Here is a 25,380-nt window from a genome sequence, read left to right as displayed (position 1 = left end):
TTTTACCCGTTTTTATTCGGGTACCATGATGGAGAGATTTTTCGTTTACGCGATTCTCAAGCCCGTCAAATTACTGTTGAGACAGCCCCGTTAATATTCCATCACGTCGATGCATCGTGGAAGATAATCCCCAACGTATGCCGGTGCCCCGAGCGGAGCGCACTCACGCCGTGTTTCATATGCGCCCGGTAGAACCCGCGACTGCCTTTCAGCGGCCGGAACTGCGTGGTGAATAAAAGGATATCGCCTTTGCCGGGCTGCAGCACGATGGCTTTCGATTGCGCGCGGGGCACCTGTTCCGTGAGCACGAATTCCCCGCCGGTGTAGTCTTTCCCGGCTTCGTCCAGGAAAAGGACGGCCTGGATGGGGAAGTACACATCGCCATACAAATCCTGGTGCAGGGTATTAAAGCCTCCTGTTCCGTATTGAAGGATCAGCACGGCCGGCAGCTCCTGGCCGTTGGCGCGGCAGCGCTCAAGGAAAGCAGCATGATCGGCGGGGTACGAAATCCCCGTTTCCAGCTGTTCCATCCACTTATTCGCCACCGGCGCGATCTGCGCGTACAGCGTTTCCCGCAGCGATTGCAGCAGCGGCGGAAGCGGGTACCGGAAGTACTTGTATTCGCCCAGCCCGAAGCGGTAACGGGCCATCACGATGGTTTTCCGGTAAAAAGAAGATTCGTGGTAGGCGGAGGAGAGGGTTTGGCTATCGGTGTTGGTGAGCGCTTTCGGGATGATAACGTACCCGTTTTCCTGGAGCTGCCGGGCAATGAGCGGCCAGTCCCTCTGCAGGAGGGCGTTTGCGGTTGGATGCATGTTGCTGGTTTAATGTAAGAAAGGAATTCAGGAGACTTTCGCCGCTTCCCAGCCGATCATGGCGGATTTGCGGTTGCTGCCCCAATGGTACTGGCCCACGTCTCCGGAAGCGCGGATCACGCGGTGGCAGGGGATGAGGAAAGCTACGGGATTGGCCGCCACGGCGGTGCCTACGGCTCTCGACGCACCGGTGTGGCCCGCTTGTTCCGCCAGTCCCGAATAGGTGACCAGTCCGCCCATCGGCACGTTCAGCAAGGTTTCCCAAACGCGGATCTGGAAAGGCGAACCTTTCAGGTGCAGCTTGATCTCGGGTAGCTTTTTCCAGTCCTGCCCGAAAATAAACAGCGCGTTTTGCTGGTTCACGTCCACGAACTGGCGGTACGCGGCCTGGGGGAATTTTTCCTGCAAGTCGCGCAGGGCTTCGGCCTCGCCGGCGTCGGCAAACGCCATGTGGCAAACGCCCTTTTCGGTGGAAGCTACGATCAGCGAGCCGAACGGACTTTCCGCGAAACTATAATTGATTTGCAATCCGGCGCCGCCGTTCCGGAATTCACCGGGCGTCATGCCTTCTATTTTGACGAAGAGATCGTGCAGGCGGCTGGTGCCCGACAGGCCGGTTTCGAAAGCTGCGTCCGACAGCGTGTCTCCTTGAACGAGGCGGCCTTTGGCGTGGCCGAGACTAAGGTATTGCAGGAACTGTTTCGGGCTTACCCCGGCCCAATCCTGGAACATCCGCTGGAAGTGGAAAGGGGAGAGGTGCACATGTCCTGCGGCGGCTTCCAGGTCCGGCTGGTCCTTGAAGTGCTGCCGGAGGAAGGCGATGGCGGATGCGATCCTGTTAAAATCGATTTGTTGTTGCGTTTCCATGTTTCTCCATTTTATACCACAAAATTATCGCGGCTTCACTTCTCCCGAAACCCGCTTCTTGCGCAATCCAATTTAAACGATGATACGAAAGGTAATGTTGATGCGGGGTTCCGTAACCCGCGCCGTTTTCGGGACGCCATGGTACCAGTTTTCCTGGGTATGGCCGCGCATGAGCAGGAAGCTCCCGTGCGTCAGCACCACTTGCTGGCGCAGGGCTTTTTCTTTCGCGTGTTTGAGTTGAAAATACCTCGCCGCCCCGAAGCTTACGGAACCGATGACGGGCTGCGGGCCGAGGGAACGTTCGTTGTCGCGGTGCCAGCCCATACTGTCGTTGCCGTTGCGGTAAAAATTCAGCAGCGCACTGTTGAAAGTCACGCTCGCCACGGGCTCTATTTTCGATTTGATGTACAGCAGCTCATCCGTCCACGGTAGCGGCTGCATGGTGACGCCGGAGTAGGTGTACGCCTTTCCTTCGTTGCCATACCAGGCCGTGAGGCGTGGCTGCAAGACGGGGCGGCCCATGATGACGATGGGTTCCTGCTTCCAGGGAATGTTTTCCGTTAACGCATGCAGGAGCCGGTCGCTATCTTCGGGAGGGAAGAATTGCGGGAACAGGCGCACGTCGCCGTCTTTGGGCAGGAGGTTCATATGTTGTTCGTGGCTTTCCATTGTTTGTATTTGTTGGGGAGGCAATGGCCGCAGGGGCGGAACCCCTGCGCCAGGGCTTCTTCTTCACTGGCGAAAAACACGCGGTTCCGGTCCAGCATCCGTTTCCCGCTGGCGCAACGCAAGGTGCCGTAAATCCGGCCCTTGCGGTATCCGCCGAAGGCGATCTTCCCTTTCCGGAACAATTCCCGGAACCGGGCGCTTCTTTCGGCGGCGGTGCTTCCCATATGCAGGTGCTCGATCATGGGGCAATTTACGGTTTCCGCAGCAGCCATCCAGCCCGATTCTTGCGGTCTGCACCAAAAGAAAAGGACCGCCATGCGGCGGTCCCTTCGGGGTATTGCTGTTCTGTTCGGAATGACTAGAAGCTGTAGCGGGCGCCGAACTGTACCTGCCAGGGCGTGCCACCGGGGCTTACCACACCGGTGTTGGCGCCTACGCGGTATACCATTTCGTTCTTCGCTTTGTCGAAGCCTGTTGTGGTATAGATGTTCTGTTTGCCGAGGGATTTGTTGGTGCCCCAATCCTTGTTCAGCATGTTGGCGATATTGAAGCCGTCTACCGACAATTCGATCCCATGTTTTTTCGCGAAGCTGAATTTCTTGGCGATCCGGAGGTCCCAGATGCCGAAGAAGCCGTTTTCGCCGCCATTGCGCTCTGCTACCTTGCCCATGCTTTTGCGGATGTAGGATTTCAGGCTGTTGCTGGCATTGGGATTGTTCAGGATGCCGTTGATGCCATCTCTGTACACCTGCGAAACGTTCGGATCGTTCACGTTGAAGATATAAGCCAGGTCGTTGGACGTAACGAAGTCGCCGTTCACGTTGCCGTTCACCGCCAGCGAATAGCGGGTGCCGCCAAGGCCGGAGTAGCGGACGCCTACGCTGAAGCCTTTCCAGGAAGGCAAGGTGCCGTAGAACACTACTTTGTGGCGGAACTGGTTGTCGGAATACGTCATGCGGCTCAGGTTGCGCGGGTTGTCTTTCACCATGAGGCCGAGCGTAGCGGTATTGGCCACGTCTCCGTTGTAGGAGGTATTGTCTTTGGAATCGTTCCAGGTGTAGCTGCCGGTTATTTCACCGTCTTTCCAGTAACGCCAGGTAGCGTCGAGCACCATGGCGAACTGGTCCACTTTACCGCCGCTGTTCAGCTCGAGCACACGGCCCACGTTGGTGGTCTTGCGGCCCTGCTGCCAGTCCATGATCCCCTTGTCAGAAATGGTGGATGCGGGCACGTAAACGCCGCGGCCGCCTTCGTTGGCGAGGGTGAAGTAGGGATTGTCCACCATGTTGCGGTCTACGTACATATAGTTGTGGCGGGCGATGGTGGTAAAAAAGGTAATGCCGGCTTTGAGGCGGTCGGTGAAGAAGTGGTTATAGGAAATGTTCGCCTTGTACACTACGGGGATGCGGGCGTCTTTCCCGTTCATGTTGATGGTGCCGGTCCGGGGCAGGTTTTTCTCTGCGATGTACGCTTCGCCCGGCGCGGTATTGGGGTTCTTGCGGTAACCGATGAAGTCGGGAACGGGCAGCAGCGCCGGATCGTTCACGTCGATGGAAATTACTTTCGTACCGTCGAACAGCTGGTTGTTGATCATCGCATAGTTATTGATGTCTGACCCGAAGACACCGGCGCCGAAACGCAGGTAATCGGTATGCTTTTCGCCGATGTCCCAGTTGAACTGGATACGCGGCTGGAGGATGAAGGAGTTCAGCCCGATCTGCGTGTTCAGGCCCAGTTCTGTGGAAACGGTCTGGTTGAAGTTGGGCTTGTTCATGTAGGTGGTATAATCCGCACGGAGACCGGCGATCATTTCCAGGCCTTTCGCCAGTTTGGTCTGCATCTGCGCGTACAGGCCGGCGTTGAGCACGTTCTGGTTCAGCGCAGGGTTGCCGCCGATGGCTACCTCGCGGGCATAACGGTAGGGCGTGTTGTTATTGAACGCGTCCATCCCGCGATAGTAAAAACGGCCATTCATTTCACTGCCGTAAAGGGAGTTGAGATGGCTGTACATGATGTCGGTACCGAAAGTGAAATTCGCCTTGTCGGTGCTGAAATATACGTTATCCACGAGCTGGACGATGTTGTTGTAGAAATGCTCGGGAGAATAACGTTGTCCGCCCAGCTGGATATTCGTATTCACGGTTTTGCCGTTTACGGTGGAAGTAATGTTTTCCACGATGGCGCGCGGGATGTTTTCGCGGGGCAGCTGTTTATTGGGTACGCTTTCCTCGAAGGTATAGAGGTGCTGGAGCTTCAGCTCGTTGGTCACTTTCGGGTTGAGCACCGTACGGAGGGTAGCGAGGAAGCTGTTGTTGTATACGTTGGCGTCGCCGTAAGACTCGAACATGTTGATGGACGTGTTGTCGCCGCGCCCCTGGTAGTTGCGGTCGTTGATGTAGTTGTTGCGAATGGTGAGGAGGTTCTTCTCGTTCAGTTGCCAGTCTACCCGGGCGAAGATGGCGTCTGTTCCGCGTTTTTTATCGAAGTTGCCGAACTGCGGGGAATTGGCGACGCCGTATTTGGTCCGCGCGATGTGCTGGAACTGGTCGAGGGTGTTTTGGGTGATATTGAGGCGGACTTCATCTTCCGGGCTTTTGATTTCGGCGATGAGGAGCGGACGGGCATCTGCCTGGTGGTCCCAGGTCACGAAGAAGTGCGCTTTATCCTTTACGATGGGGCCGCCCATGGCGAAGCCGTACTGGTAAGTGGAGAATTCGCTGTTACGTTTGGCGCCGCGGATGTCGTACCGGCTGGAAGCCCAGTCTGTACGGCCGAACATGAATGCGCTGCCGGTGAATTCGTTGGTGCCGGATTTGGTTACGGTGCTGATGGTACCGCCGCCGCTGCGGCCGTAGGTGACGTCGTACTGGTTCGTTACCACCTTGAACTCGCGGATCGCTTCCATCGAAATGATGTAGGGCGCGCCGGTGCGGCTGTTCGAGCCACCGCCGGAGGTGGGGTTACGGGCCGAGGTTCCGTCGATGGTGAAGTTCACCGAGGAGGCCAGCTGGCCGGAGAGGTTGCTGCCGCGGCTGAGGGGCGACAGGTCTACCAGCGACGTGAAGTTCCTGCCGTTCACGGGTAGTTTGGCGATATCGCGGGCGGTAACCGTGGTGGCGGCGCCGAAGTTCTCGCGCTTGTTGCGCAGGGCGTTGCCGACCACTTTTACCTCACCGATGTTCACGCTGGAGGATTTGAGAACGATGTTCTGGCGGGATACGTCGCCCTGGTTAAGGTTGCCGCCGTTTTGCTCGGTAGTGGCATAGCCGACGTAAGTTACCGTAATGATGTACGGGCCGCCCAGCGGCAGCTCACGGAAGTTGTATTCTCCGTGATTGTTGGTGACCGTTCGGGTGGTAAAGCCGGTGGAACTGTTCTTTACCATCACCGAAGCACCGGGGATGAGTTGTTTGTTTTCGTCCGATACGACCCCGAAAATCGAGGCCTGCGTGGTTTGGGCGCGGAGCCCTGGCACGGCCAGACAGCTCAGGCAAAGCAAAAGAGAGAGGATGTGTTTCATGCAGCAAGCATTTTTATTCGAGGTGTAAAAATATATAAGGTATATAGTAATCCGATGTATTAACGCAAGGGTAACAGAAAGTTCATATTCAAGGAGATAAGCAACGGAATGCTGCTTATATTTGGATAATGAACCCGCAACTTGGCAAACAACTCATCATGATCGGCCTGCTGATCGTTGCCCTTGGAATAATGCTGTATTTCTTCTCCGACAAACTGCGATGGTTCGGCAGGTTGCCCGGCGATATCCGGATAGAGAAGGAGAATGTGCGGTTTTACTTTCCTGTCACCAGCATGCTCATTGTCAGCCTGGTGATTTCATTGTTACTATATGGTTTTAGAAAATTGTTTTGAATGTTAGGCGTATGTTCATGTTCAATAAAACGTGGTCGTACAGTTTTTCAGTTCATGGAATTAAATCGATTGTAAAGATAGAAGAAACCTTCATTCCGCAAAATGGATTTTTCGGATACTATATATTATATGATATATTTATAATTATTGACAAAATGATGGCTGTGAACGCGCTCCATCGAAGAAGGTTACGCGCCCGGTAAAGCCGCGGAAATGCAGAAAGGCTTCACCGCAGGGATTCCCCTCGGCCGGTATGCAGGGCCTATCGAAATCGCGAAACTGGTGCTGTTCCCCGGGTCAGACGACAGCCAGTTCATCACCGGCGCGTAATATGTGATAGACGGTGGTTCCAGCGCCAAATAGCAAATGCCCGCACTTATTCAGAAAGCGGCTCCGGTTGTTTCCACGGCTGCTTTTTTATCTTGATGGCGTATCGATAAATACAATTTGACTGTGTGGTGTAAAAAGGTACATTTGATGGAAATTTTTCGACATGACACAAGTATCCCCCGAAAAGGAAATCTGGTCGGCCTGGGCGCAACTGCTCGACCGCGATCTGAAGAAACTCCGCGAAGAGATCGCAGCATTCAAAAGTGAAGAAAACGTTTGGAAAACGATCGGTACCATTATTAACCCGGCCGGAACGCTTTGCCTGCACCTCACCGGTTCGCTGAACCATTTCGTGGGCAACACCATGGGAAATACGGGTTTCGTGCGCGACCGCGAAGGCGAATTCGCCAACAGGAACATTCCTCGCCAGGATATGCTCCGCAACCTCGACGCCTGCCGGGAAATGGTGGTGAAAACGCTCAATGCGCAACCGGAAGGGACGCTCACGGCCACATTTCCCCGCAAATTCATGGAGCAGGACGTTACGTATGCCTGGTTCCTGAGCCACATCCTTACGCACGTGAGCTATCACCTCGGCCAGGTCAATTACCTCCGCCGGGCGTTGGAGTAGCAGGATACGGGAAATATACAGTTTGAGTAACCCGGTGACATTGTTATCGCTAAGTTTTATATCTATGAAATCCATCTCTTTCAACCGGCCTGTATTTCAGCGCACCATGCGTATGTATATAGTCGCCACATTGGTGATGCTGGTGCTGAGCGTGCTTTTGCGGCTTATTTCCGTTTTTAGTGAAATGTTCGTATCGGTGGTGTTGTTCCTCGTTTTACCGGTAAGCCTGGTATGGGGGATGGGGAAGTTCCGGCCGGTGACGTTGCTATTGATCCCGGTGGCGGTGGCCTTGTTCCTGTTTAATTCTTTCGGACTGCCGGGGATCGTTATGAGCCTCACCCATGTGCGCTGGGTATATCCGCTGGCGGCATCGCTGTTGACGGCTACGGTATTTACCTTATTGGTGAACCGCTGGCACCGGGTGGAATTCCGGTGGCAGACGATCCTGGGTACGACGGTGGGGATGGCCTTGGCGTATGCATTGCAGGATTCCGGAGTACTCCTGCGGGCTGATTTGGGAATGTTTGACAATTTCTCGGTATTCCTGATTTTTCATACGCTCATCATCCTTCCGCTGGCGCTGGGAATGGCGGCGGGGAAGAAGGAAATAAAGGCTGGATGAGTGCGTCTCGCTGCCGGGCGGCCGGTTTATAAACGATGCAACGAGATGGGTTTTCTCCTGGGCGGCTTGAGCCGGGATGGCGCTGGGACCATCGCAACCGGTCCGGCGGAGGCGCTGGCATAAAAAGGGCCCACCGTTCCGGTGAGCCCCGTTTTCAATATCGTATCCTTGTTAGTGTAACGGCATTTCCGTAGCCGCCTGTGTGCGGTCGAGAACTTCCCGGGTGCCGGGATGTTGCTTTTCCCGGACAAATATCCGATTGATAAGTACAATGCTAAGTCCCATGAAAACAGCGCCCAGTATAAAATGAATGCCCGGGAAATGGAAGGGGGCTTTAGCGGAGGTGAAATAAGCAAAAGACTCCGTCATGATGAACGGCCCGAAAACCGTAGTGAGGCTCATGAGGCTGGTTAACGCCCCCTGTAACTCACCCTGTTGATTTGAGGCAACATGCCCGGAAATTACAGCCTGCAACGACGGTCCGCAAATACCGCCCAGGCAATAAGGGACCAAAAAGGCGAACATCATCCAGCTTTGGGACGCAAAAGCGAAAAGGATCAGCCCCAGCGTATAAAGTCCCAATCCAGCGTAAATGCTCCGTTCGTTACCGATTTTTGGTACGATGACACGGGTAAGGCCCGCCTGTACGCCTCCTACCAATACACCAACTACCGCCAAAGACCAACCTACCATGCTGTCGCTCCAGTTGAACCGGTATTGGGTAAAGAAGTTCCAGTTGCTTTGAACCGACTGGGCGCCGAGGTATACCAGGAAAAAAGCGACGCTCAGCCCTGCGATTTCAGGATGACGATTGAAAAACATCAGCGAACCGATCGGGTTGGCGCGTTTCCAATCAAATGGCCGCCTGTTTTCTTTCGCGAGCGATTCCGGCAGGAGGAAGAATCCGTACAGGCAGTTGAGCAGGCATAATGCGGCGGCGGCATAAAACGGCGCCCGAAGCCCAAATGTAGCCAATGCTCCTCCCAATGCGGGGCCCAGCACAAATCCCAGACCGAAGGCAGCTCCGATCATCCCGAAATTCTTGGCACGGGAGGTCTCGTCTGTGCTGATATCTGCGATATAGGCAGACGCAGTGGTAAAACTGGCCCCGGTAATGCCGGCAATGATCCTGCCCACAAACAGCCAGCCGTAGGATGGCGCCAACGCCAATACGATGTAATCGATCCCGAAGCCAAGCAACGCCAGCAACAGGATAGGCCGGCGCCCGAACCGGTCGCTGAGGTTGCCGACCAGCGGCGCGCAAAGGAATTGCATCGCGGCAAAGACGATCAACAGGTAGCCGCCATAGGGGCTTGCCTCGTTGATGGGAATTCCTTTCAGCTCGGAAATCAGGCGGGCCATTACCGGGATAATAAGCCCCCATCCCATGATGTCGATCAGTAGTGTTACGAAAATAAAGGCCAACGCCCCTTTCTTGTTTGATTGCATATAGTGGTTTTACAGATTCCAAAAATAATCCCGGCAAATCAGATTGAAGGGGCGCAAACGCGACAATTTTAGGGTATTTTAAAACTTCCCTGAAAAGTACAACCGCGGCTTCCCTTCGTCTGTTCAAGACAAAGTTAAACCGCGGTTTTGACAGCCTTATGTCAGTAGTATTTTTCTACGCAGCCGAATTTTCCATCACGGGTTCCTGCGTACTTTTTCCGATGGTAGCCATGAACCGGTCGTATTCGATCGATTCCCTGTTCATCTTGTCGTACCAGTTCTTTTTCAGGATCAGGGTGGTAATGCCCAGTACGAGGATGGTGCTCAGGAGCGGCAGTTTGTATTGCAGCACGATGTACATCGGCAGGAGGGTCAGGGAGCATTGCCAAACGATCCCTACGCCGATATTCACCATGTCCCGCCGGAAGTTCCTGTTCGGTTGCAGGCCGGGGTAGCGCGCCATGGCCTTGGCCGCCACCGGCCCCCAGAAGCCCCAGGGCCTTACGCGCACATAAAACTCCACGAGCGTTTCCTCGTCCACCGGCGGCGAACTGTACGTGCCGATCAGGCAACCTGCCAGCGATACTACGAGCATCAGGGGGAAATAATATAACGGCAAGGTATTCGGGAACAGCAGGGGGACGAACATCGCCGCAATGATCCCTGCCGCCATGCCCCAGAAGAACCCGAACCCGTTAAATCGCCACCAATGCCACTTGAGGACGTTCGCCGCAATATAGCCGCCATACAGCGCCGAAACGATCCATTGCAGGATGGTATTGATGTTTTGCAGGTAAAAACCGATACAGGTGCTGAATATCACCACCGCCGCGGAAATGATATAACTGGCCCGGATCTGCGTCTTCACCGGCGCTTTGGGATTGATGTACCTCAGGTAAATATCGTTGATCAGGTATGCCGGCGCAGCATTGACGGTAGAGGCGAAGGTGGAGATGAAGGCCGCCAGCAAACTGGCCAGCAGCAATCCCGTCAGGCCCGCATACGAAAACTGGCTGATCGCCCGGGGAAGGATGGTCTCGAAGTCGATGGCGCTGCCCATCGCCCGGAAGTCGTCACTGAAAAATACGACCGCCAGCACGGTGAAACCCATGATCATCAGGTATCTCGGGAACAGGAGGAACACCGAGACCGACGCGCTCATGAGCGAAGCCTCGCGCGGGTTGCGGCAAGCCAGGACCTTCTGCATGTCATAACTGGGCGCAGGCCCGGCCATACTGAAGAATATCCCCTTGAAGAGCATCATCATCACGAATATGGCAAACAATCCGTACTGGTCGCCGCTGATCTTGTCCATGATCGCCGGGATGTGGCGACTCCAGTCCAGCCCGAGTTCCCAGCCGAAGAAAGGCGTATCCCATCCGGCCGGCACTTTCGCTGCCAGCACTTCCGGGCTTACGGCGCTGATGGCCGTTACGGCGATGGTAATGCCGGAAATCGTCATGATGGTGAATTGCACGGCATCTGCCCATACGATCCCTTCCATCCCGCCCATGATCACATATAAAGTGGCGATGCTGGTAAAGAAAATCCCGTACAGATGGGGCACGTACTCCGGGGCTACATAAAAAGGAACATAGTTGGAAACGATGTCCCACGGCAGAAAAACCTCGATGAACTTACCTACGCCGATAAACCCGTAGCAGAGGAACCCCACCACGCCGATCACGGCGTAACAGACCACCACGCCGTGCGCCAGCCCCGCGCCGTTGCCGAACCCGAAGCGCGTCCGGATCCATCCGGCGCCGGTCCGCGCATTGCTGCGCCGCAGCCACATGGAGAGGTACACCATCATGAAGATCTGGTTGAAAACCGGCCACAGCCAGGGTACCCACAGGCTTTTCAGGCCGTACACGAAAGCCAGGTATACCATCCACATCGTTCCCGAAATGTCGAACATCCCGGAGGCGTCAGACAGGCCCAGCATATACCAGGGCAGTTTTTTGCCGCCGAGGAAATAGCCGTCGAGATTCCTGGCGGCCCGTTTTTTCACGATGAGGCCGATCACCACCATGGCGGCGAGATATACGGCGATTATGATCAAGTCGATTAATGCGATCTTCATTGTATGGTGTTCCTTGTAACGTGGTAAAAGGCGGTAAAATTAGATGAATTTCGGACTGGCGGAAGACTTTTCCGTTTGCTGCTCGAAAGCGAGGTTCCGGTCGATCAGCTCGTTGATCCGCTGAACGGACGAAGCCGACCGCAAGCCGTCTTCCGGCGTGTGAAGGCAGTAATCCAGCAGTTTGTCGACGGTAGAGGTGGCCACATGCATCCGCGTGTCGCTGGAAGCGTAATAGATATACACCGTCCCGTCGTCGTCGCAAATCCAGCCGTTGGAGAAGAGCACGTTGGATACGTCTCCCACGCGCTCGGTGTCTTCGGGGGCCATGAGGTACCCCGCCGGCTCCGCGATCTGGCGCGAAGGCGCGTCGAGCGCCGTGAGGTAGAGGTACAGCACGTACCGGAGCCCCGCCGCGCAGGCGCGCACGCCATGGGCGAGGTGCAGCCATCCTTTGGAAGTCTTGATGGGATGGGGGCCTTCGCCGTTCTTCAGTTCCTTGATGGTATGGTAATATCTGCGGTTGATGATCGATTCCTGCTCCACAACGGGGTGGAGGATGTCTTTGACCAGCGCCCAGCCGATGCCGCCGCCGCGCCCGGCCATAATGAAATCGTCTTGCGGACGGGTATAAAACGCATAACAGCCGTCCACCAGCTCGGGATGCAGCACCACGTTGCGCTGCTGGCTGGCGGAGCGGAGGTTGGGCAGGCGCTCCCAGGCCCGGAAGTCTTTCGTCCGCACGATGCCCGCGCTGGCCATGGCGGTAGACAGGTCGCCGGGCGCCGCGTCCGGGTGATGGCGCTCGCTGCAGAATACGCCGTAGACCCAGCCGTCTTCATGCGCGGTGAGGCGGATGTCGTACACGTTGGTTTCGTGGGGATCGGTGTCGGGCAATTCCACGGGCCGCGGCCAGAAACGGAACTGGTCGATACCGTTCGGACTTTCCGCGATGGCGAAAAAGGATTTCCTGTCTACCCCTTCCACGCGCACCATCATGAGGTATTTTCCGTTCCATTTGATGGCGCCGGCGTTCATGGTGGTGTTGACGCCGATGCGTTCGATACAGTGCGGGTTCGACTGCGGGTTCTGGTCGTACCGCCAGTTAAGCGGGATGTGTTCGCGGGTGACAACCGGGTTGCGGTATCGCTGCACGACGCCGTTGTGGTACGAAGCGGGAGAGTTAGGCTGGGCCAGCAGGGCCTCCTGTCGCTGAACGAGGGTTTCCCAGCGTTGCTGAAACTGGTCTTTCATGTGTTTTCCTTTCTTCTGCAATTGTTAAAAGTCCAAAAAATCTGTTGTCTAATAGGTGTCGGGGTAAAGGGATAAACGGGTAACTCTGTGGAAGGCGGTGCCGCTGGGCGCGGTGATCTCCATCTCGAAAATCACTTCCTTCGTGGCCGGGTCCACTTCCACCACACGGCCGCCGAATCCTTTGGCAGTGGGTACGCCCATCCCGGGGAAGAACATGACATGCCCGGTCTGTTTCAAATACTGAACGCCCGAAAGCGCCTGTGAAAACGCGGCGGCACCGCGGTTTTTGCCGTAAGACCATACCTGCTGCACGGTGCCTTTCGCTTCATCAATCTTATATTCTACGGCGCGACTGTAATTCTGCGTCTGCGAATTGGGCGTAAACTGGCGGTCGTATCCGTTGTCGAACACGAGGATATTGCCGTTGGGCAGGCTCACGGGCGTGTGCGGGCCCCAGGCCCAGTCGAACCCCGGCGCCGCAGCCGCTCCATTCACAACGGCAACGTCCGTCACCGCGTTGCCGGCTTCATCCACCGGTTTGAGCAGGAACCGCCGGAATTTATCGCCCCAGTTTTTATGCGGCGAAATGATCCATTTCAGCGAACCGCCGGCCGTATAGGAAAAAACACCCTGGTAGCGGCAGGTGATGAGCAGGTTGCCGAGGTGCTCGGCTACGGAATTGTTATGCGCCCAGTTGCCGGGCGATTGTGCGAAGGGGCCGGGCGTGGAGCCGTCGGTCAACTTCGGATAGCGCGAAGTGTCGAGCATCGTAGCCAGGTCCCACTCATGGGCGATGGTGCCGTTGACAGGGTCTAGCTCGATGATGAAGTCGTTGATGCGGGGCTTGCCGTTGGCGAGCCGGGCGGAAGATTTGCTCACGGTCACGAGGAAGTTCCCGTTTTGGGCTTCCGCCACTTCGTGGTGGAAGGTATAGCCAAGTGCGGCGAGGTCCCATTTGCGAAGGAGCTTCCCGAACATATCCATCTCCACGATCCGGTGCTGTTGCCCGTCTCCGGAGATGAAAGTCCCTTTCTTGGTGCGTTTCAGGCCGATGGAGGCGCCGAACCGCTGGAAGTCCGGGGCGTTTTTCAGGAGCAGTATCCACCTGATCTCGCCTTCCGCATCCACCATGTAAGGCGCGGAAACGTCGATCTCGCTTTCACCGGGATAGTTCACCAGGTTGAGGCCCGGTTCCATTTTGGCCGTTTGGGCCACGATGGTTTGGGGAATGGCGAAGCCCTGCACGGGCAGGGGGGCCGTCTGGATGCGGAGCTGCGTGGTGCCGCGTTCCTTCCCGTCTTTATCGGTATAGGTGAGGGTGATGGTGTTGTTATAGTTGGCGTACAGGCCGAGGATGGGCACATCCTGCCTGACGAGCGTGGATTGCAGCAGGTGGGTGATGGTGCCGGAAGTGCCTTCCTTCCCTGCAACCGTTACGCGGATGCGGCCCGCCGCGGGCAACCGGAGCTCGGCCAGGGCGGCGAGGGGATTGCAGCCCGAGGGGTTCAGCGTCACGCCTTCCACCATAAAATCGAGGTTGCCGCCTTTCGTAGGCACGGTTACCACCTTGCCGCCGCGAAGCGTTACGAGTGTTTTCCATTTGTCTTGCTGGTCCTGCACCTGCGTGATCTCTTCCGCGGGAATGCGGATTTCTTCCGTTTCGAAGCGGAAAGTATAAACGCCGCCGGAAAGGGAGTAGCTATTGAGCAGGCTGCCGATGTCGGCGAGGCGTTCGAATGTCTTTTGAATAGCGGGGTCTGGCGTATCGTTGCCCCGATTTTTGCGGCAGGAGATCAGCGACGCGATGAGGAGGATGGGAAAAATGGTCCGGGTAAGCCCGTGCATCAGGTTGTTCACTTTCATAAACGCGAGAGGATAAATGGCCGGGAACGATGTCCGTTCCCGGCCGGTGATTCACATTTTACATATTACCAAAGCGGGTGCTGCCTGATAGCCGTGTTCGTGTTCAGCTCATTCTGCGGAATGGGCAGGTAGTAATGTTTCTGCTGGAAGTTTTCGGCGCCCTGTTTCTTGTTGTTTACCAGGATCTGCTTCATGTCTGCATAGTTGTACCAGCGTTTCAGGTCGAAGAAGCGGTGCCCTTCGAAGAAGAACTCCAGTTCGTTCTGGTGAACGATCTCCTGCATGAGCGCGTCTGCGGAGCCCCATGTTTTCGCGGCAAGCCCGGCGCGGTTACGGATGCGGGTGAGGTCTGCGGCGGCATCGCCGAGTTTGTTAGTTTTGGCGCAGGCTTCCGCATGCAGCAGGAGCACTTCCGCGAAGCGCATCACGCGCAGGTTGTTGTTCTGGTTCGCCTGGTTGTAATGGCTGTTGGCGTCTTTGACGTTCTTGTAGTAGTTGGTGAACTTCTTGATGAGGAAGCGCCCTTTCTTGCCGTCGATCGTCGGGTAATCGGGCTGGCCGCGGAGGCGTTTGGATGCGGAGGCTTCCCAGATTTCGTCGAAGGTCATATTCCCGAACCACGCGCCATCGGGTACATTGTCAGTGAAGTCGGAATGTTTCCAGAAGAAGCTGGTGTACATGCGTTTGTCGAAACGCGTGTCGGAGCCTGCGGGCCTTTGTTCCCTGATGAAATCGGAAACGATGGAAGCGGTGGGCATCCATTTGAACCAGCCGCCGGTGCCCTGGGGCCCTGCGAAGTTCGGGATCACGAAGCCCTGCGTGTCGTTGGGGCCTTCCGAGCCCCAAGCGCCCTGTCCGAAGCTGCCGTCGTACTGGATCTCGAAAATGGATTCTTTGTTGTTTTCCGTGTATTCGGTGAAGTTATCCCCGAATTCGGCCGTGAGGTCGTACGTGTAAGGCGCGCTCAGCAGCAGGCGTAGTTCCGTTTCGGCTTCCGCGTATTGTTTGGTATAGCATAAAGCTTTACCAAGGTGGGCGATGGCGGCGCCTTTGGTCACGCGGCCGGATTCTTTTGCGGGGCGGGTCACGGGGAGGAATTCCTTCGCCGTTTTGAAGTCGGCGATCACCTGTTTCCAGATATCGGCCTCGGGCGAGGACGCTTTCATCACTTCAGCCTGATCGTCCAGCGCCGGGATGAGGCGCAGGGGCACATCGCCGAAGTTGGATACAAGGAGGAAGTAAGTAAATCCGCGGAGGAAGGCGGCTTCGCCGTACAGTTCGTTTTTCTTCGCATCGCTCATCGGCACGTTCCGCACGTTCTTCATCACCACGTTGGCGCGGTTGATGGCCTGGTACAGCCGGGCAAAATCGCTTTCGGCGGTGTTGGGCGTATTGGTATAAGTAGCGGGCTCCCAGTTGTGCATTTCCTCGTTGAGGATGAACCACACATCGTCTGCGCGGTTCATGGTATGCCAGCCTGTATAGCCGCCCCAGTAACCGTACATCTGCCCGCGAAGGGGAGAGTAGACGGTGGCCATGGCCGATTGGGCGTTGGCTTCCGACGTCCAGAAGGTTTTATCTACGGCCTGGTTGGGATTCGTCAGGTTGAGGAATTCCGATTCGTTGCAGGCTGCGAACGTGCACGCCAGGAAGGCGGCGAATGAAGTTCTTTTTATAGTGGAAAAGTTCATTTTTTTCATTTTTCGGTCGATGTTGTGGATAACAGTCTTAGAAGTTCACCTGGAGGCCTACCATGATCGTTCTCGCGAGGGGGAAACGGCCGTGGTCGGTGCCTCTTGTCATGGTGCCGCCGCCGCCACCGTTCTGCTCGTTGTTCTGGCCGAGGTCGGGCGAGTAGCCTTTATACCTGGTGATGGTGAATGCGTTATCCATGGCGGCATACACCCTGGCGTCGCGGAAACGGGCTTTCTGCACGAGCGTGTTGGGCAGGGAATAGCCGAGCTCCAGCGTTTTGAGGCGGAGGAAACTGCCGCTTTCCAGCCAGCGGTCGCTTACGCGGCGGGCGTTCTTGTTTTTGTCTTCCTGCGTGAAGCGGGGCATGTCGGTGTCGCGGTTCTGCTCCGTCCAGGCGTCCAGGGCGCGGATGCCGAAGTTGGTATATTCGTTCATGGATTCCATCCGGGCGCGGGTGTAGTTGTAGATTTTGTTGCCGGTCATACCGTCGAAGAAGAACCCGAAATCGATCCCCTTATATTCCAGCGACCCGCGGATGCCGTACATGAAGCTGGGGAAGGGGCTGCCTGCGAACTGGCGGTCGTCGTCGCCGATCTTGCCGTCGCCGTTGAAGTCGATATAACGGACATCGCCGGGCTTCGCATCGGGCTGGATGAGTTTACCGTCTTTCCCTGCGTGTGCATTCACTTCATCCTGGCTCTGGAACAGGCCGTCGGTTTTGGTTACGAAGAACGAACCGATAGGGTAGCCCACTTTCGCCCAGGTTACCGTGCCTTCTCCCTGCGGGTTGTAGCCGCCGAATTCCTGGATGGTGCTGCTTACGGTGATGGCTTTCACTTTGTTTTTCGCGGCGGAGCCGTTCACGCCGATGCTGTAGTTCACCTGGCCGATATGGTTCCGGTAATTCACGAGCACTTCATACCCGGTGTTGCGGATGATGCCTGCGTTCATCGGAGGACTGCCTTTGATGCCGGTGGAGCCGGGCTGGCCGATGTTCAGTAGTACGCCGTCGGTTTCCTTGACGAAGTAATCAGCGTTCAGCGTCAGCTTGCCTTTCAGGAAGCTCGCGTCCAGGCCGATGTTGCTGGTTTTGGTTTCTTCCCAGGTCAGCTGCGGAAGGGCTACCCATTCCACACCGGTGTTGGCTCCCATCCACCAGGTGCCGCCCTGGATGTAGTTGATGCCGCTGGTACTGATGCTCTGCGTGGTATAGTTGCCGATTTCCTGGTTGCCGAGTACGCCATAACTGGCGCGCAGTTTCAGCTCGTCAATGGAGTTTTTCAGCGGGGCGAAGAAGTTTTCGTTCATCACGTTCCAGCCTACGGAAACGGACGGGAATACGCCGAACTGGTGGCCCGGGGCGAACCTGGACGATCCGTCGCGGCGAACGGACGCGGAAAACAGGTACTTCGAATCGTAGCTGTACATCACCCGGCCGAACATGGACACCAGGGCGTTTTCCTGCAGCGAACCGTTGGTGGATTGTTGTGTGGTAGGCCCTGCGTTGATGGCATCTGTACCGAACGGGATATCGAGACGGGATGCGCCGAAGCCGCGGTTGGCGTTTTTCTGTGCAGCATAACCCACCACTGCATTGATGTTATGGGCGCCGATTTCGTTGTCGTAATGCAGCGTGTTTTCTGCCAGCCACTGGTTGTTGAAGAAGGCTCCTTCGGCGAGGCGCGACTGGTACGAACCGGACCCGAAATCATACGGTACGTTCGCGTTGTAGTTGCGGCCGTTGTTGCGATTGATACCCAGGTTGAATTTGTATTTCAACCCTTTCACGAACAGGTCAACTTCCGCATAACCGTTCACGAGCAGTTCGTTCACATGTTGCTGTTCGTTGAACAGCATGGAACGGCCAACGGGGTTATCCATGTTCTTCATCCAGGGCGAGATGCCGGTGTAGCCGCCAAGCTGGTTGGGGTTGTACACGGTCATCAGCGGGTTCTGGCGGAGCGCATCGGTAATGGTCATCGAGTTGATCTGCTTGTTGGAATTGCGCAGCAAAATGGTGCTTCCCAGGCGCACATGGTCGTTCAGGAAGTTGAAGGTGTTTTTTGCGCGGATGTTGTAGGATTTGAACCCGGAATTGAGGATAACACCTTTCTGGTGGATGTAACCTGCGGAGAGGTTGTAGGTGGAACGTGCGGTGCCGCCGGCCACGCTGAGGTTCAGCTTGGAGATGGGGGCGGAGCGGTATACTTCGTCCTGCCAGTTGGTGCCTTCGCCCTGGAAGTCTACGGCTTCCTGGGGCAGGTAGCCGGATTGTTTCATGACGGTTTTCCACTGCTGGGCGTCGAGCACGCCCAGTTTGCGGGTCACGTTCTGTACGCCGGTGAGGGCGTTGATGTTCACGGTCGGCGCCATGTCTTTCCGGCCGCCTTTCGTGGTAACGAGCACCACGCCGTTGGCGGCGCGGGCACCGTAGATCGCCGCTGCAGATGCGTCTTTCAGTACTTCGATGCTGGCGATGTCTGCGGGGTCTACCATGTTCATGTCGCCATACACCCCGTCTATCACGTACAGCGGCGTGTTGGAGCCGAGGGAGCTGAGGCCGCGGATGTTGATGCTCATGCCGGCGCCGGGCTGGCCGCCGCTGTTGGAGACGGTTACGCCGGCGATGCGGCCCTGGAGGGCGGATGCGGCGCTCCTGGCGATGTCTGCCTGGAGGTCTTTACCGGTCACGGATGCCACCGCGCCCGTGAGGTCTTTTCTTTTCACACGGCCGTAACCGACAACGATCACCTCTTCGAGCCTGCTGTCAGACTCCAGTGTGATGGCCACGCTGGCCGATTCGCCGACTTTGATTTCGATCTTTTGCATGCCCACGGAAGAGAATTCCAGGGTCTGGCCCTTTTCGACGTCCAGCGAGAAATTGCCGTTGGCGTCTGTTGTAGTGCCTTTGTTAGTGCCCTTGATGCGGACAGTGGCGCCGGGGATCCGGTTGTTTTCCCTGTCGGTCACCGTGCCCTTGAGCGGGTGCGCCTGCTGCGCCCATGCGTTGAGGCTGAATACTCCAAATAGCAGTATGAATGCGATTTTTTTCATACGTAGAAGCGGATTTTTAAAGTGTATTGAAGAAAGGTGTTATGTCTGATGGGCCCGCTGCGGGGCGCGATTGCTTATCATTTTGGTTGCTGTCCCTTTTTTTGTCCGATGGTAAAGCTAGAAGATTGGATTGGGGGAGGATTGACCGTATTGCTCAATTTGATTGAACAATCGGTTCAATTTTGCAGGCCGCTGGAAAGGAAAAGGGGATAACGGATGCTGAATGTCCGGCTGCGGGCGCAAATGCCCGTAGTGGCCGTTCAGGGAAGATTAAATGTCGGATTGACGCGCTGATGGATCGGGATCGGGGAGGTGGGGGAAGTTAACTTGTGGGAAGGTTTTTTTGTACGATTTGTTCAATCGGGTTGAACTTCTGCGTCAGCCGGTTTCACGGCAATCAGATGATGGTTTGATGTTTCCGGGACATGTCGCGGTACTCCGCCGGCGTGATGCCTTTTGCCTTTTTGAAGACGCGGTAGAAGTAGGAAACGCTGTTGAACCCGCACCTGGCCACCACGTCGGGAATGGGCTCGCCGGCCTTCAGCTCCTGGATGGCCAGGTTGATGCGCACGTCCAGCAAATAATCCGTGAAATTCATACCGGTATGCAGTTTGAGGAACCGTGCGAAGGTAGACCGGCTCATATTCAGCACCGCCGCGGCGCCGGTCATCCCGATGTCTCCCGACACCTGGCGGTTGATGAACGTCCGCAGCTGCTGCAACTGCCGCTCGGCGCTGTTGATCTCCGGTGTGGCGGTGCTCGACAGCTCGCGGTAATCGTCTCCTTTCGACAGTTCATGCAGCAGCATCAAAAACCGCATCACGGAATAAAAACCGTCGGTTTCCATGGTGAGGATGCGCAGGAGCGGCTGCACCCTGTCTATGGTAGCCGTCCCGAAACTCACGCCCCTGGCCGCCCGCGAAAAAAGCTGGCGAATGCTGCGGAACTGGTTCTTGTCGAGATATTGCTCGATGAGCGAAGAATGGAACTGGATCGTGATCTCATGGATATTGCTGGAAGTACAGGCCCCGTCTTTCCAGGCATGCTTCAGCTCCGGGTTGGCGATCAGCACGAGGTCCCGCTCGCCGATGGTCTCCACCGAATCGCCGATGACCCTTTCCGCCCCGGGCGCCCCTTCCACGAAATTCAACTCGAATTCAGGATGCACGTGCACGGGAAAAGTGAACGACGACTTCCTTCTGTCGAACACTACAAAGCAATCTTTCTCCGATAAGGGTGATTTCTCGCGGTAAATCTCGGGCGTAGTCATAATCTCGGCGGTCTAAAAACGTGTTATGCGCCTTAAATGTAACGATTTAGCGGAAATTTGGCAGGAAACGGAAAAAGGGGCCGCCGCTGCCGGCAAGCCCCTTCGGACAAACAAATGAAAGTTCGGTCAGAATTTATAGGCCACGCCGAACGTGAAGTTGACGGGCTTTTGCGGATTTACCGACCAGTATCCGGTATACCATTTTTCGTTGGTCAGGTTGTTGACGTTGAGGTTCACGCGCACGCGGGGGCCGTTGTAAAACACGCCCGCATTCACCGTCAGGTACGAAGGCAGGTAGAAAACGCCGGTCAGGCTGTTGTCGATCACCTTGTACTCGCTCCCGTAATTGCCGCCTGTACCGGCGCCGAAATTGCGGAGCGCCCCTTCCTGCACCGTGTACGATACCCAAAGGTTGGCGAGATTGCCGGGCCCCTGGCCGCCGTAAGCCCTGCCGGGTTCCTGGTAAAAATCGCCGTCGAGCCCCTCGATCGTTTTGCCGTAATTATAGGAATACCCGGCAATGAGGGTGAGACCGGCCACTGGGCGCGCGTTCAGGTCGAACTCGAATCCCTGGCTTTTCACTTTCCCGCCCTGGAAATAATTCCCGTTGCCTTTGTCTACTACCCGGTCGCTCACACGGATATCGTACACAGACGCGGTAGCCGTGAGCCGGTTATTCAGCAGGTCCACTTTCACGCCGCCTTCCACCTGGTTGGCTTTTTCGGGTTTGAAAGAGATGGAGCCGCCGTTGTTGGGGAGCGACCGCGGATCCACGTTGATAAAGGCATTCATGTAATTGGCGAAGATCGACACTTTGTCAAGCAAAGGCTGGTAAACGATCCCGAGTTTGGGAGACACGGCAAACTGGTCGTAGCCGTCGGTTTTATCCTTTTTATCGCCCCAGGATTTGAAGTAATCGGCGCGGATGCTCGCCATCACCATGATCCCCGGAGTAATATTGAAAAGGTCGGAAGCATAGGCGCTGTAGGTGCTGTTGCGGATATCGCCGTTATTGTTGGCGCCGGAAGTGGCAAGCAGGTTTTCGATAGCCTGGCGGTTGAATTGCAGCGGCTGCCCGTCTGTCCCGTTAACCGGGTACGAGAATTCGCCCTGCGGCGTTACGCGTCGGGCGATGGCCCAGGGGCCGCCGTTATCGATGAGATTGCGGTTGAAGTAATCGAGGCCTACCAGCAGGCGGTTACGGAGATTCCCGATCTTGAAATCGCCATTGAAATTCTGCTGGATGTCTGTGGTGGAAATGGTCTGGTTCTCGTTGTGGAACCACTGGTCGAACGTATTGTCGTGCTGGCCGGCGTCTTCATCCCAGATATAGGTGTAAATACCATTGGCTTTCACGTTCCCGCGAGACACCACGGTCTGGGAGGTCCATTGCGGCGAGAGTTTATAGGTCATCTGCGCCTGGAACAGGGATCGCGGGTTGCGGATGGTCATTTCGTTGCTGGTGAACGAAAGTTCGTTGTCGAGGTTGAGTTCGCCTACGTTCCTGTATTCCAGCGGCGCCGCGCGGTTGTTGTGGAAAAATACGGGCGGCACGGCTCTTTCTTCCTGCAGGACTTCCGCCAGGAACGTGAAGGAAAGCCGGTCGCTGGCCTGGTAAGACAGCGTGGGCTGGATGTAGAATGCCTTGCGGAACCCTGCGTCCTGGAAGGAGTTTTCGGTGGTATAAGCTGTATTGAGGCGGAACAGGACATTGTTTTCCTTGTTGAGCACGGCATTCACATCGGCCGTGATGCGGTTGAGGCCGAAGCTGCCCATCTGGTAGCTCAGTTCGCCGCCGAAGCCTTCGTACGGTTTTTTGGTGATGGTATTGATGAAACCGCCGTATGCGTAAAAGGCGCCACCGAACAGGGTGCCCGACGGGCCCTTGATCACCTGTATCTCCTGTACGCCCGCGGGGTCGAGGGTGCCGGTGGTGATGCCCGGAAGACCGTTGATCAGCAAAGGCTGCGCATCAAAACCACGCAGTGCGTAGTAAGCCGCCCCGTCGCCAGCGCGCCCGGTAGATTCCCAGGTACGGGTAATGCCGGGCACATTGCGGAGGGCATCGTCATAATTGGTAAGGCCCTGCTGCTTCATGATCTCGGCCGAAACGCTGTTGTAGACCTGCGGGTTCTCCAGGTTTTTGATCGGCATCTTGGCCACGGTTTGCCCGGATTTGCCTACTTCCCGGCCGGAAATGGTCACCTCGTGCAGTTGCGCCGCGTTCTCGCGAAGGGTAAAATCCGCGCGCACGGTTTCGCCGGCGGAAAGGGTGACGGTTTTATCCTGCCCGGCTGCAGACACCGCCGTTACCACGATGCGCCAGGTGCCCGGCCGCACGTTGCGGATAGTATATTCACCGTTTTCATTGCTGATGGCGCCGCGGTTGGTCTGGTCGATGCGGATGGTGATGTTGGCCGCCGGTTGTCCGTCGGCCGTAGTAAGGGTCCCCCTGATGGTACCGTTATGTTCGCGGGCCTGCTGTGCAAAGCCGGTTAAGACCTGGATCAGGGCCACGCAAAGGAGGGTAAAGTGTTTTTTCATGGGTGTGTTATAGGTTTGGTTGCACCTTTCGGCCGTGCAAAGTTCCTTCGCCAGCGTGGCCGCCGTTTACGCGATGCGGAAATTGATTTGCGCGATGCGGAATTCCTGCGGAAGCATAGTCAAATCCTATAATTGCCGTGCCTGTTTTCCTGCCGGTGATTTTGAACGTCGACTGAACAGGCTGGGAATCTATTAAAGGGCTGGAGGTAAAGCGGGATCAGTAGTTACCGGGCTTTTTTCCGCGGCCGCTTCCCCGATATCCGGCAATACCCCGCCAGGCTGATCGCCAACAGAATTAACGCAGCTTTATGAATTGGTTTGCATCCACTGTTTCGGATTTTCCCTACCTTTTCGTTCCATGAATAGAATCGTTTATTGCCTCCTGCTCCTGATCACCGGGAACACATTCGCCCAAAGCCCCCTCACGCGCGCACAGGCCGTTTCCGACATCGATTATTATGTGCGAACGATGAAAGCTTCCCATTATTCGCCTTTCGCGGAGATGTCGGAAAAGGAATTCGACCGGCGGATCGGGGAGATCAAAAACGCAATCGGCGACTCCATCGGCATCCCGGAATTTTTGTGGAAGATGTACGAAGTAACCGCCCTCATCGGTGATGCCCACGCTACCCCGCAACTCGGCCAGCCGGCTTTCCGTGAAGATTTCCAACGACCGCTGTTCTTCCCGTACCGGTTGTTGCAAGACAAGAATGGTGTGTACGTTCCCCGCATGATGGCTATCGTCCACGGCCTGGAGCCGGGCGAACCCATCGTCAGCATCAACGGCGTAAAACTGGATGCGCTGCGCAAGGAGCTGGACACGCACCTGGCCGGTCTTCCCGCCTTCCGCCGGGAAGCAGGCATACGGCTTTTTTCGTACTTCCTGTACCTGAAAGGCGTACGTCCGCCGTTTACCGTAACGTTCCGGGAGAAGGGATCGCCACACACCGTCGTTCAACAGTGCGTTCCGTTGAAAGCGGCGCTGGCGGTTAGTATGCCCCATATCACGGAGCCGTTCGTTTTTGACGTGCGCGACGGGAAAGTGGGGTACCTGGATGTGAGGACGCTCAGCGCCAGTCCTGCCCAATTCTCCGCCTTCCTCGATTCCGCTTTCGCCGCTTTCCGTAACGCGAACGTACATACGCTGGCGGTAGACCTGCGGAACAACAGCGGTGGCAACACCGATCTGGCCGACATTCTTCTCAGTTATATTTCCCGCAAACCCTACACCTGGGGCCTCAAAAGCTGGAAAATCAGCCAGCCGTACAAGGATGCGCTCATCGCCAACGGCGACACGGCCGCTTCCTACCTGCGCCGGGAAAACGGTACGATTTGGAATACCAACGATCCCCTCGCGCAGAAAGTACCCTCCCGGCACACAGACTCCCTGTTCAACGGAAAAGTATTTTTCATCACCGGCCCCTTCACTTTCTCCAGCGCCATGGCGCTCGCCGATGTCGTGAAAACGGCGAAACTGGGTACGATCGTGGGCGAGCCCACCGGCGAAAGGACCAGGGACTACGGCGAAGCCTTCACCATTGAGTTGCCTTCCAGCAAAATCCGCATCCAGTCTACGTCTTCGCTCAGCCATGGGGCAAACGGCACCCGTGCTGGGAATATGCCCGTAATGCCCGACGTGCCCATTCAACCGAAAGTTTCCGACGACCGGCGAGGCATCGATCGCGCCATGGCTTACATCCTCCGGCAAGCGAAATAAAATATTGTTGACAGGCTACTGACATAAGGTTGTCAATCCCGCGGAATAAATTTGAATTACAAACCCATTCAAATGTTGAAACAGGACGCACCCACCTTTACGCCCGACAGCCGCGCCGCGTGGCGCCAGTGGCTCAAACAGCACCATCGGTCCGAAAAATCGGTCTGGCTGGTCATGTACAAACAGCAATCCGGCAAACCCGTCATCAACTGGAGCGACGCGGTAGACGAAGCGCTGTGCTTCGGGTGGATAGACAGTACCCGCAAAACGCTCGACGAGCATACCTTCATGCAGTTTTTCAGCCGCCGGAAACCCAGGAGCAACTGGTCGAAGATCAATAAAGAGAAAGTCGAAAGACTGATCGCCGCCAGGAAGATGGCCAAGGCCGGGCTGCAATGTATCGAGATCGCGAAGCAGAACGGTTCCTGGGGGATCCTGGATGAAGTGGAAGCGTACGTCATTCCCAAAGACCTGCAAAAGGCGTTCAAATCTTTCCCCGGGGCCCAAACGTGGTTTACGGCACAAGCCAAATCCATTCAAAAACTCATGCTGACCTGGATCGCCACGGCGCGCCGGCCGGAAACCCGGGAAAAGCGGATCGCTGCCGTCGCCGAAGCGGCAGGTCGGAAAGAGCGGGCGTTGTAGCG

The 25,380-nt window shown here is 56.2% G+C and carries 18 protein-coding genes; 5 read left to right on the top strand and 13 right to left on the bottom strand.

Features of this window, described 5'->3' with window-relative positions; genetic code table 11:
- Positions 1–101: 101 nt before the first annotated feature.
- The 5 genes from EJ361_RS16365 to EJ361_RS16345 all read right to left on the bottom strand — a co-directional run bounded on the left by EJ361_RS16365 (position 102) and on the right by EJ361_RS16345 (position 5,871).
- The gene (locus tag EJ361_RS16365) at positions 102–815 is read right to left on the bottom strand and encodes a 2OG-Fe(II) oxygenase (protein ID WP_126246717.1); all 714 of its coding nucleotides are present in this window, start codon (positions 813–815) and stop codon (positions 102–104) included.
- Positions 816–842: 27 nt separating this feature from the next.
- Complete coding sequence (locus tag EJ361_RS16360) at positions 843–1,682, bottom strand: bifunctional transcriptional activator/DNA repair enzyme AdaA (RefSeq protein ID WP_126246716.1); 840 nt, start codon at positions 1,680–1,682, stop codon at positions 843–845.
- A gap of 72 nt (positions 1,683–1,754) precedes the next feature.
- On the bottom strand, positions 1,755–2,351 hold the full coding sequence (locus EJ361_RS16355; RefSeq protein ID WP_126246715.1) for an alpha-ketoglutarate-dependent dioxygenase AlkB family protein: 597 nt from the start codon (positions 2,349–2,351) through the stop codon (positions 1,755–1,757).
- The gene (locus EJ361_RS16350; protein ID WP_126246714.1) at positions 2,327–2,593 is read right to left on the bottom strand and encodes an Ada metal-binding domain-containing protein; all 267 of its coding nucleotides are present in this window, start codon (positions 2,591–2,593) and stop codon (positions 2,327–2,329) included. Before EJ361_RS16350 ends, EJ361_RS16355 begins: the two co-directional genes overlap by 25 nt.
- A 116-nt stretch (positions 2,594–2,709) precedes the next feature.
- Positions 2,710–5,871 carry a TonB-dependent receptor gene (locus EJ361_RS16345; RefSeq protein WP_126246713.1) on the bottom strand — a complete coding sequence of 1,054 codons (3,162 nt, stop codon included), beginning with the start codon at positions 5,869–5,871 and terminating at the stop codon, positions 2,710–2,712.
- Positions 5,872–5,999: 128 nt separating this feature from the next.
- On the opposite strand from EJ361_RS16345, the gene EJ361_RS16340 reads away from it, so the two are divergent.
- The 3 genes from EJ361_RS16340 to EJ361_RS16330 all read left to right on the top strand — a co-directional run bounded on the left by EJ361_RS16340 (position 6,000) and on the right by EJ361_RS16330 (position 7,807).
- Entirely contained in the window at positions 6,000–6,224 is a 225-nt protein-coding gene (locus tag EJ361_RS16340) for a DUF2905 domain-containing protein (protein WP_126246712.1), read from the top strand.
- Positions 6,225–6,717: 493 nt separating this feature from the next.
- Complete coding sequence (locus EJ361_RS16335) at positions 6,718–7,185, top strand: DinB family protein (protein WP_126246711.1); 468 nt, start codon at positions 6,718–6,720, stop codon at positions 7,183–7,185.
- Positions 7,186–7,249: 64 nt separating this feature from the next.
- Positions 7,250–7,807 carry a hypothetical protein gene (locus EJ361_RS16330; RefSeq protein WP_126246710.1) on the top strand — a complete coding sequence of 186 codons (558 nt, stop codon included), beginning with the start codon at positions 7,250–7,252 and terminating at the stop codon, positions 7,805–7,807.
- A 171-nt stretch (positions 7,808–7,978) separates the two neighbouring features.
- On the opposite strand, the gene EJ361_RS16325 is transcribed toward EJ361_RS16330, so the two are convergent.
- From EJ361_RS16325 to EJ361_RS16290, 8 genes are all read right to left on the bottom strand, one after another.
- Positions 7,979–9,256, bottom strand: a complete 1,278-nt coding sequence (locus EJ361_RS16325; protein WP_126246709.1) for a TCR/Tet family MFS transporter — start codon at positions 9,254–9,256, stop codon at positions 7,979–7,981.
- 175 nt (positions 9,257–9,431) lie between these two features.
- Entirely contained in the window at positions 9,432–11,339 is a 1,908-nt protein-coding gene (locus tag EJ361_RS16320; RefSeq protein WP_126246708.1) for a sodium:solute symporter family protein, read from the bottom strand.
- A 39-nt stretch (positions 11,340–11,378) separates the two neighbouring features.
- Positions 11,379–12,590, bottom strand: a complete 1,212-nt coding sequence (locus tag EJ361_RS16315) for a glycoside hydrolase family 130 protein (RefSeq protein ID WP_126246707.1) — start codon at positions 12,588–12,590, stop codon at positions 11,379–11,381.
- 48 nt (positions 12,591–12,638) lie between these two features.
- Entirely contained in the window at positions 12,639–14,453 is a 1,815-nt protein-coding gene (locus EJ361_RS16310) for an aryl-sulfate sulfotransferase (protein WP_126246706.1), read from the bottom strand.
- A gap of 65 nt (positions 14,454–14,518) precedes the next feature.
- The gene (locus EJ361_RS16305; RefSeq protein WP_126246705.1) at positions 14,519–16,144 is read right to left on the bottom strand and encodes a RagB/SusD family nutrient uptake outer membrane protein; all 1,626 of its coding nucleotides are present in this window, start codon (positions 16,142–16,144) and stop codon (positions 14,519–14,521) included.
- Between the two features lie 37 nt (positions 16,145–16,181).
- Positions 16,182–19,202 (bottom strand): SusC/RagA family TonB-linked outer membrane protein, encoded by a 3,021-nt coding sequence (locus EJ361_RS16300; RefSeq protein WP_126246704.1) that lies wholly within the window; start codon positions 19,200–19,202, stop codon positions 16,182–16,184.
- Between the two features lie 397 nt (positions 19,203–19,599).
- Complete coding sequence (locus EJ361_RS16295) at positions 19,600–20,472, bottom strand: AraC family transcriptional regulator (protein WP_126246703.1); 873 nt, start codon at positions 20,470–20,472, stop codon at positions 19,600–19,602.
- Between the two features lie 126 nt (positions 20,473–20,598).
- Complete coding sequence (locus tag EJ361_RS16290) at positions 20,599–23,016, bottom strand: TonB-dependent receptor (protein WP_126246702.1); 2,418 nt, start codon at positions 23,014–23,016, stop codon at positions 20,599–20,601.
- A gap of 358 nt (positions 23,017–23,374) precedes the next feature.
- Between EJ361_RS16290 and EJ361_RS16285 the strand changes: the two genes are divergently transcribed.
- Together EJ361_RS16285 and EJ361_RS16280 are read left to right on the top strand one after the other, a co-directional pair.
- Positions 23,375–24,733 (top strand): S41 family peptidase, encoded by a 1,359-nt coding sequence (locus EJ361_RS16285; protein WP_126246701.1) that lies wholly within the window; start codon positions 23,375–23,377, stop codon positions 24,731–24,733.
- 72 nt (positions 24,734–24,805) lie between these two features.
- Entirely contained in the window at positions 24,806–25,378 is a 573-nt protein-coding gene (locus EJ361_RS16280; protein ID WP_126246700.1) for a YdeI/OmpD-associated family protein, read from the top strand.
- The last annotated feature ends 2 nt before the right edge of the window (positions 25,379–25,380 follow it).

Source organism: Chitinophaga rhizosphaerae (assembly GCF_003958645.1).
GTDB classification, from domain to species: Bacteria; Bacteroidota; Bacteroidia; order Chitinophagales; family Chitinophagaceae; genus Chitinophaga; species Chitinophaga rhizosphaerae.
This window is presented reverse-complemented; position numbering and strand designations above follow the sequence as displayed.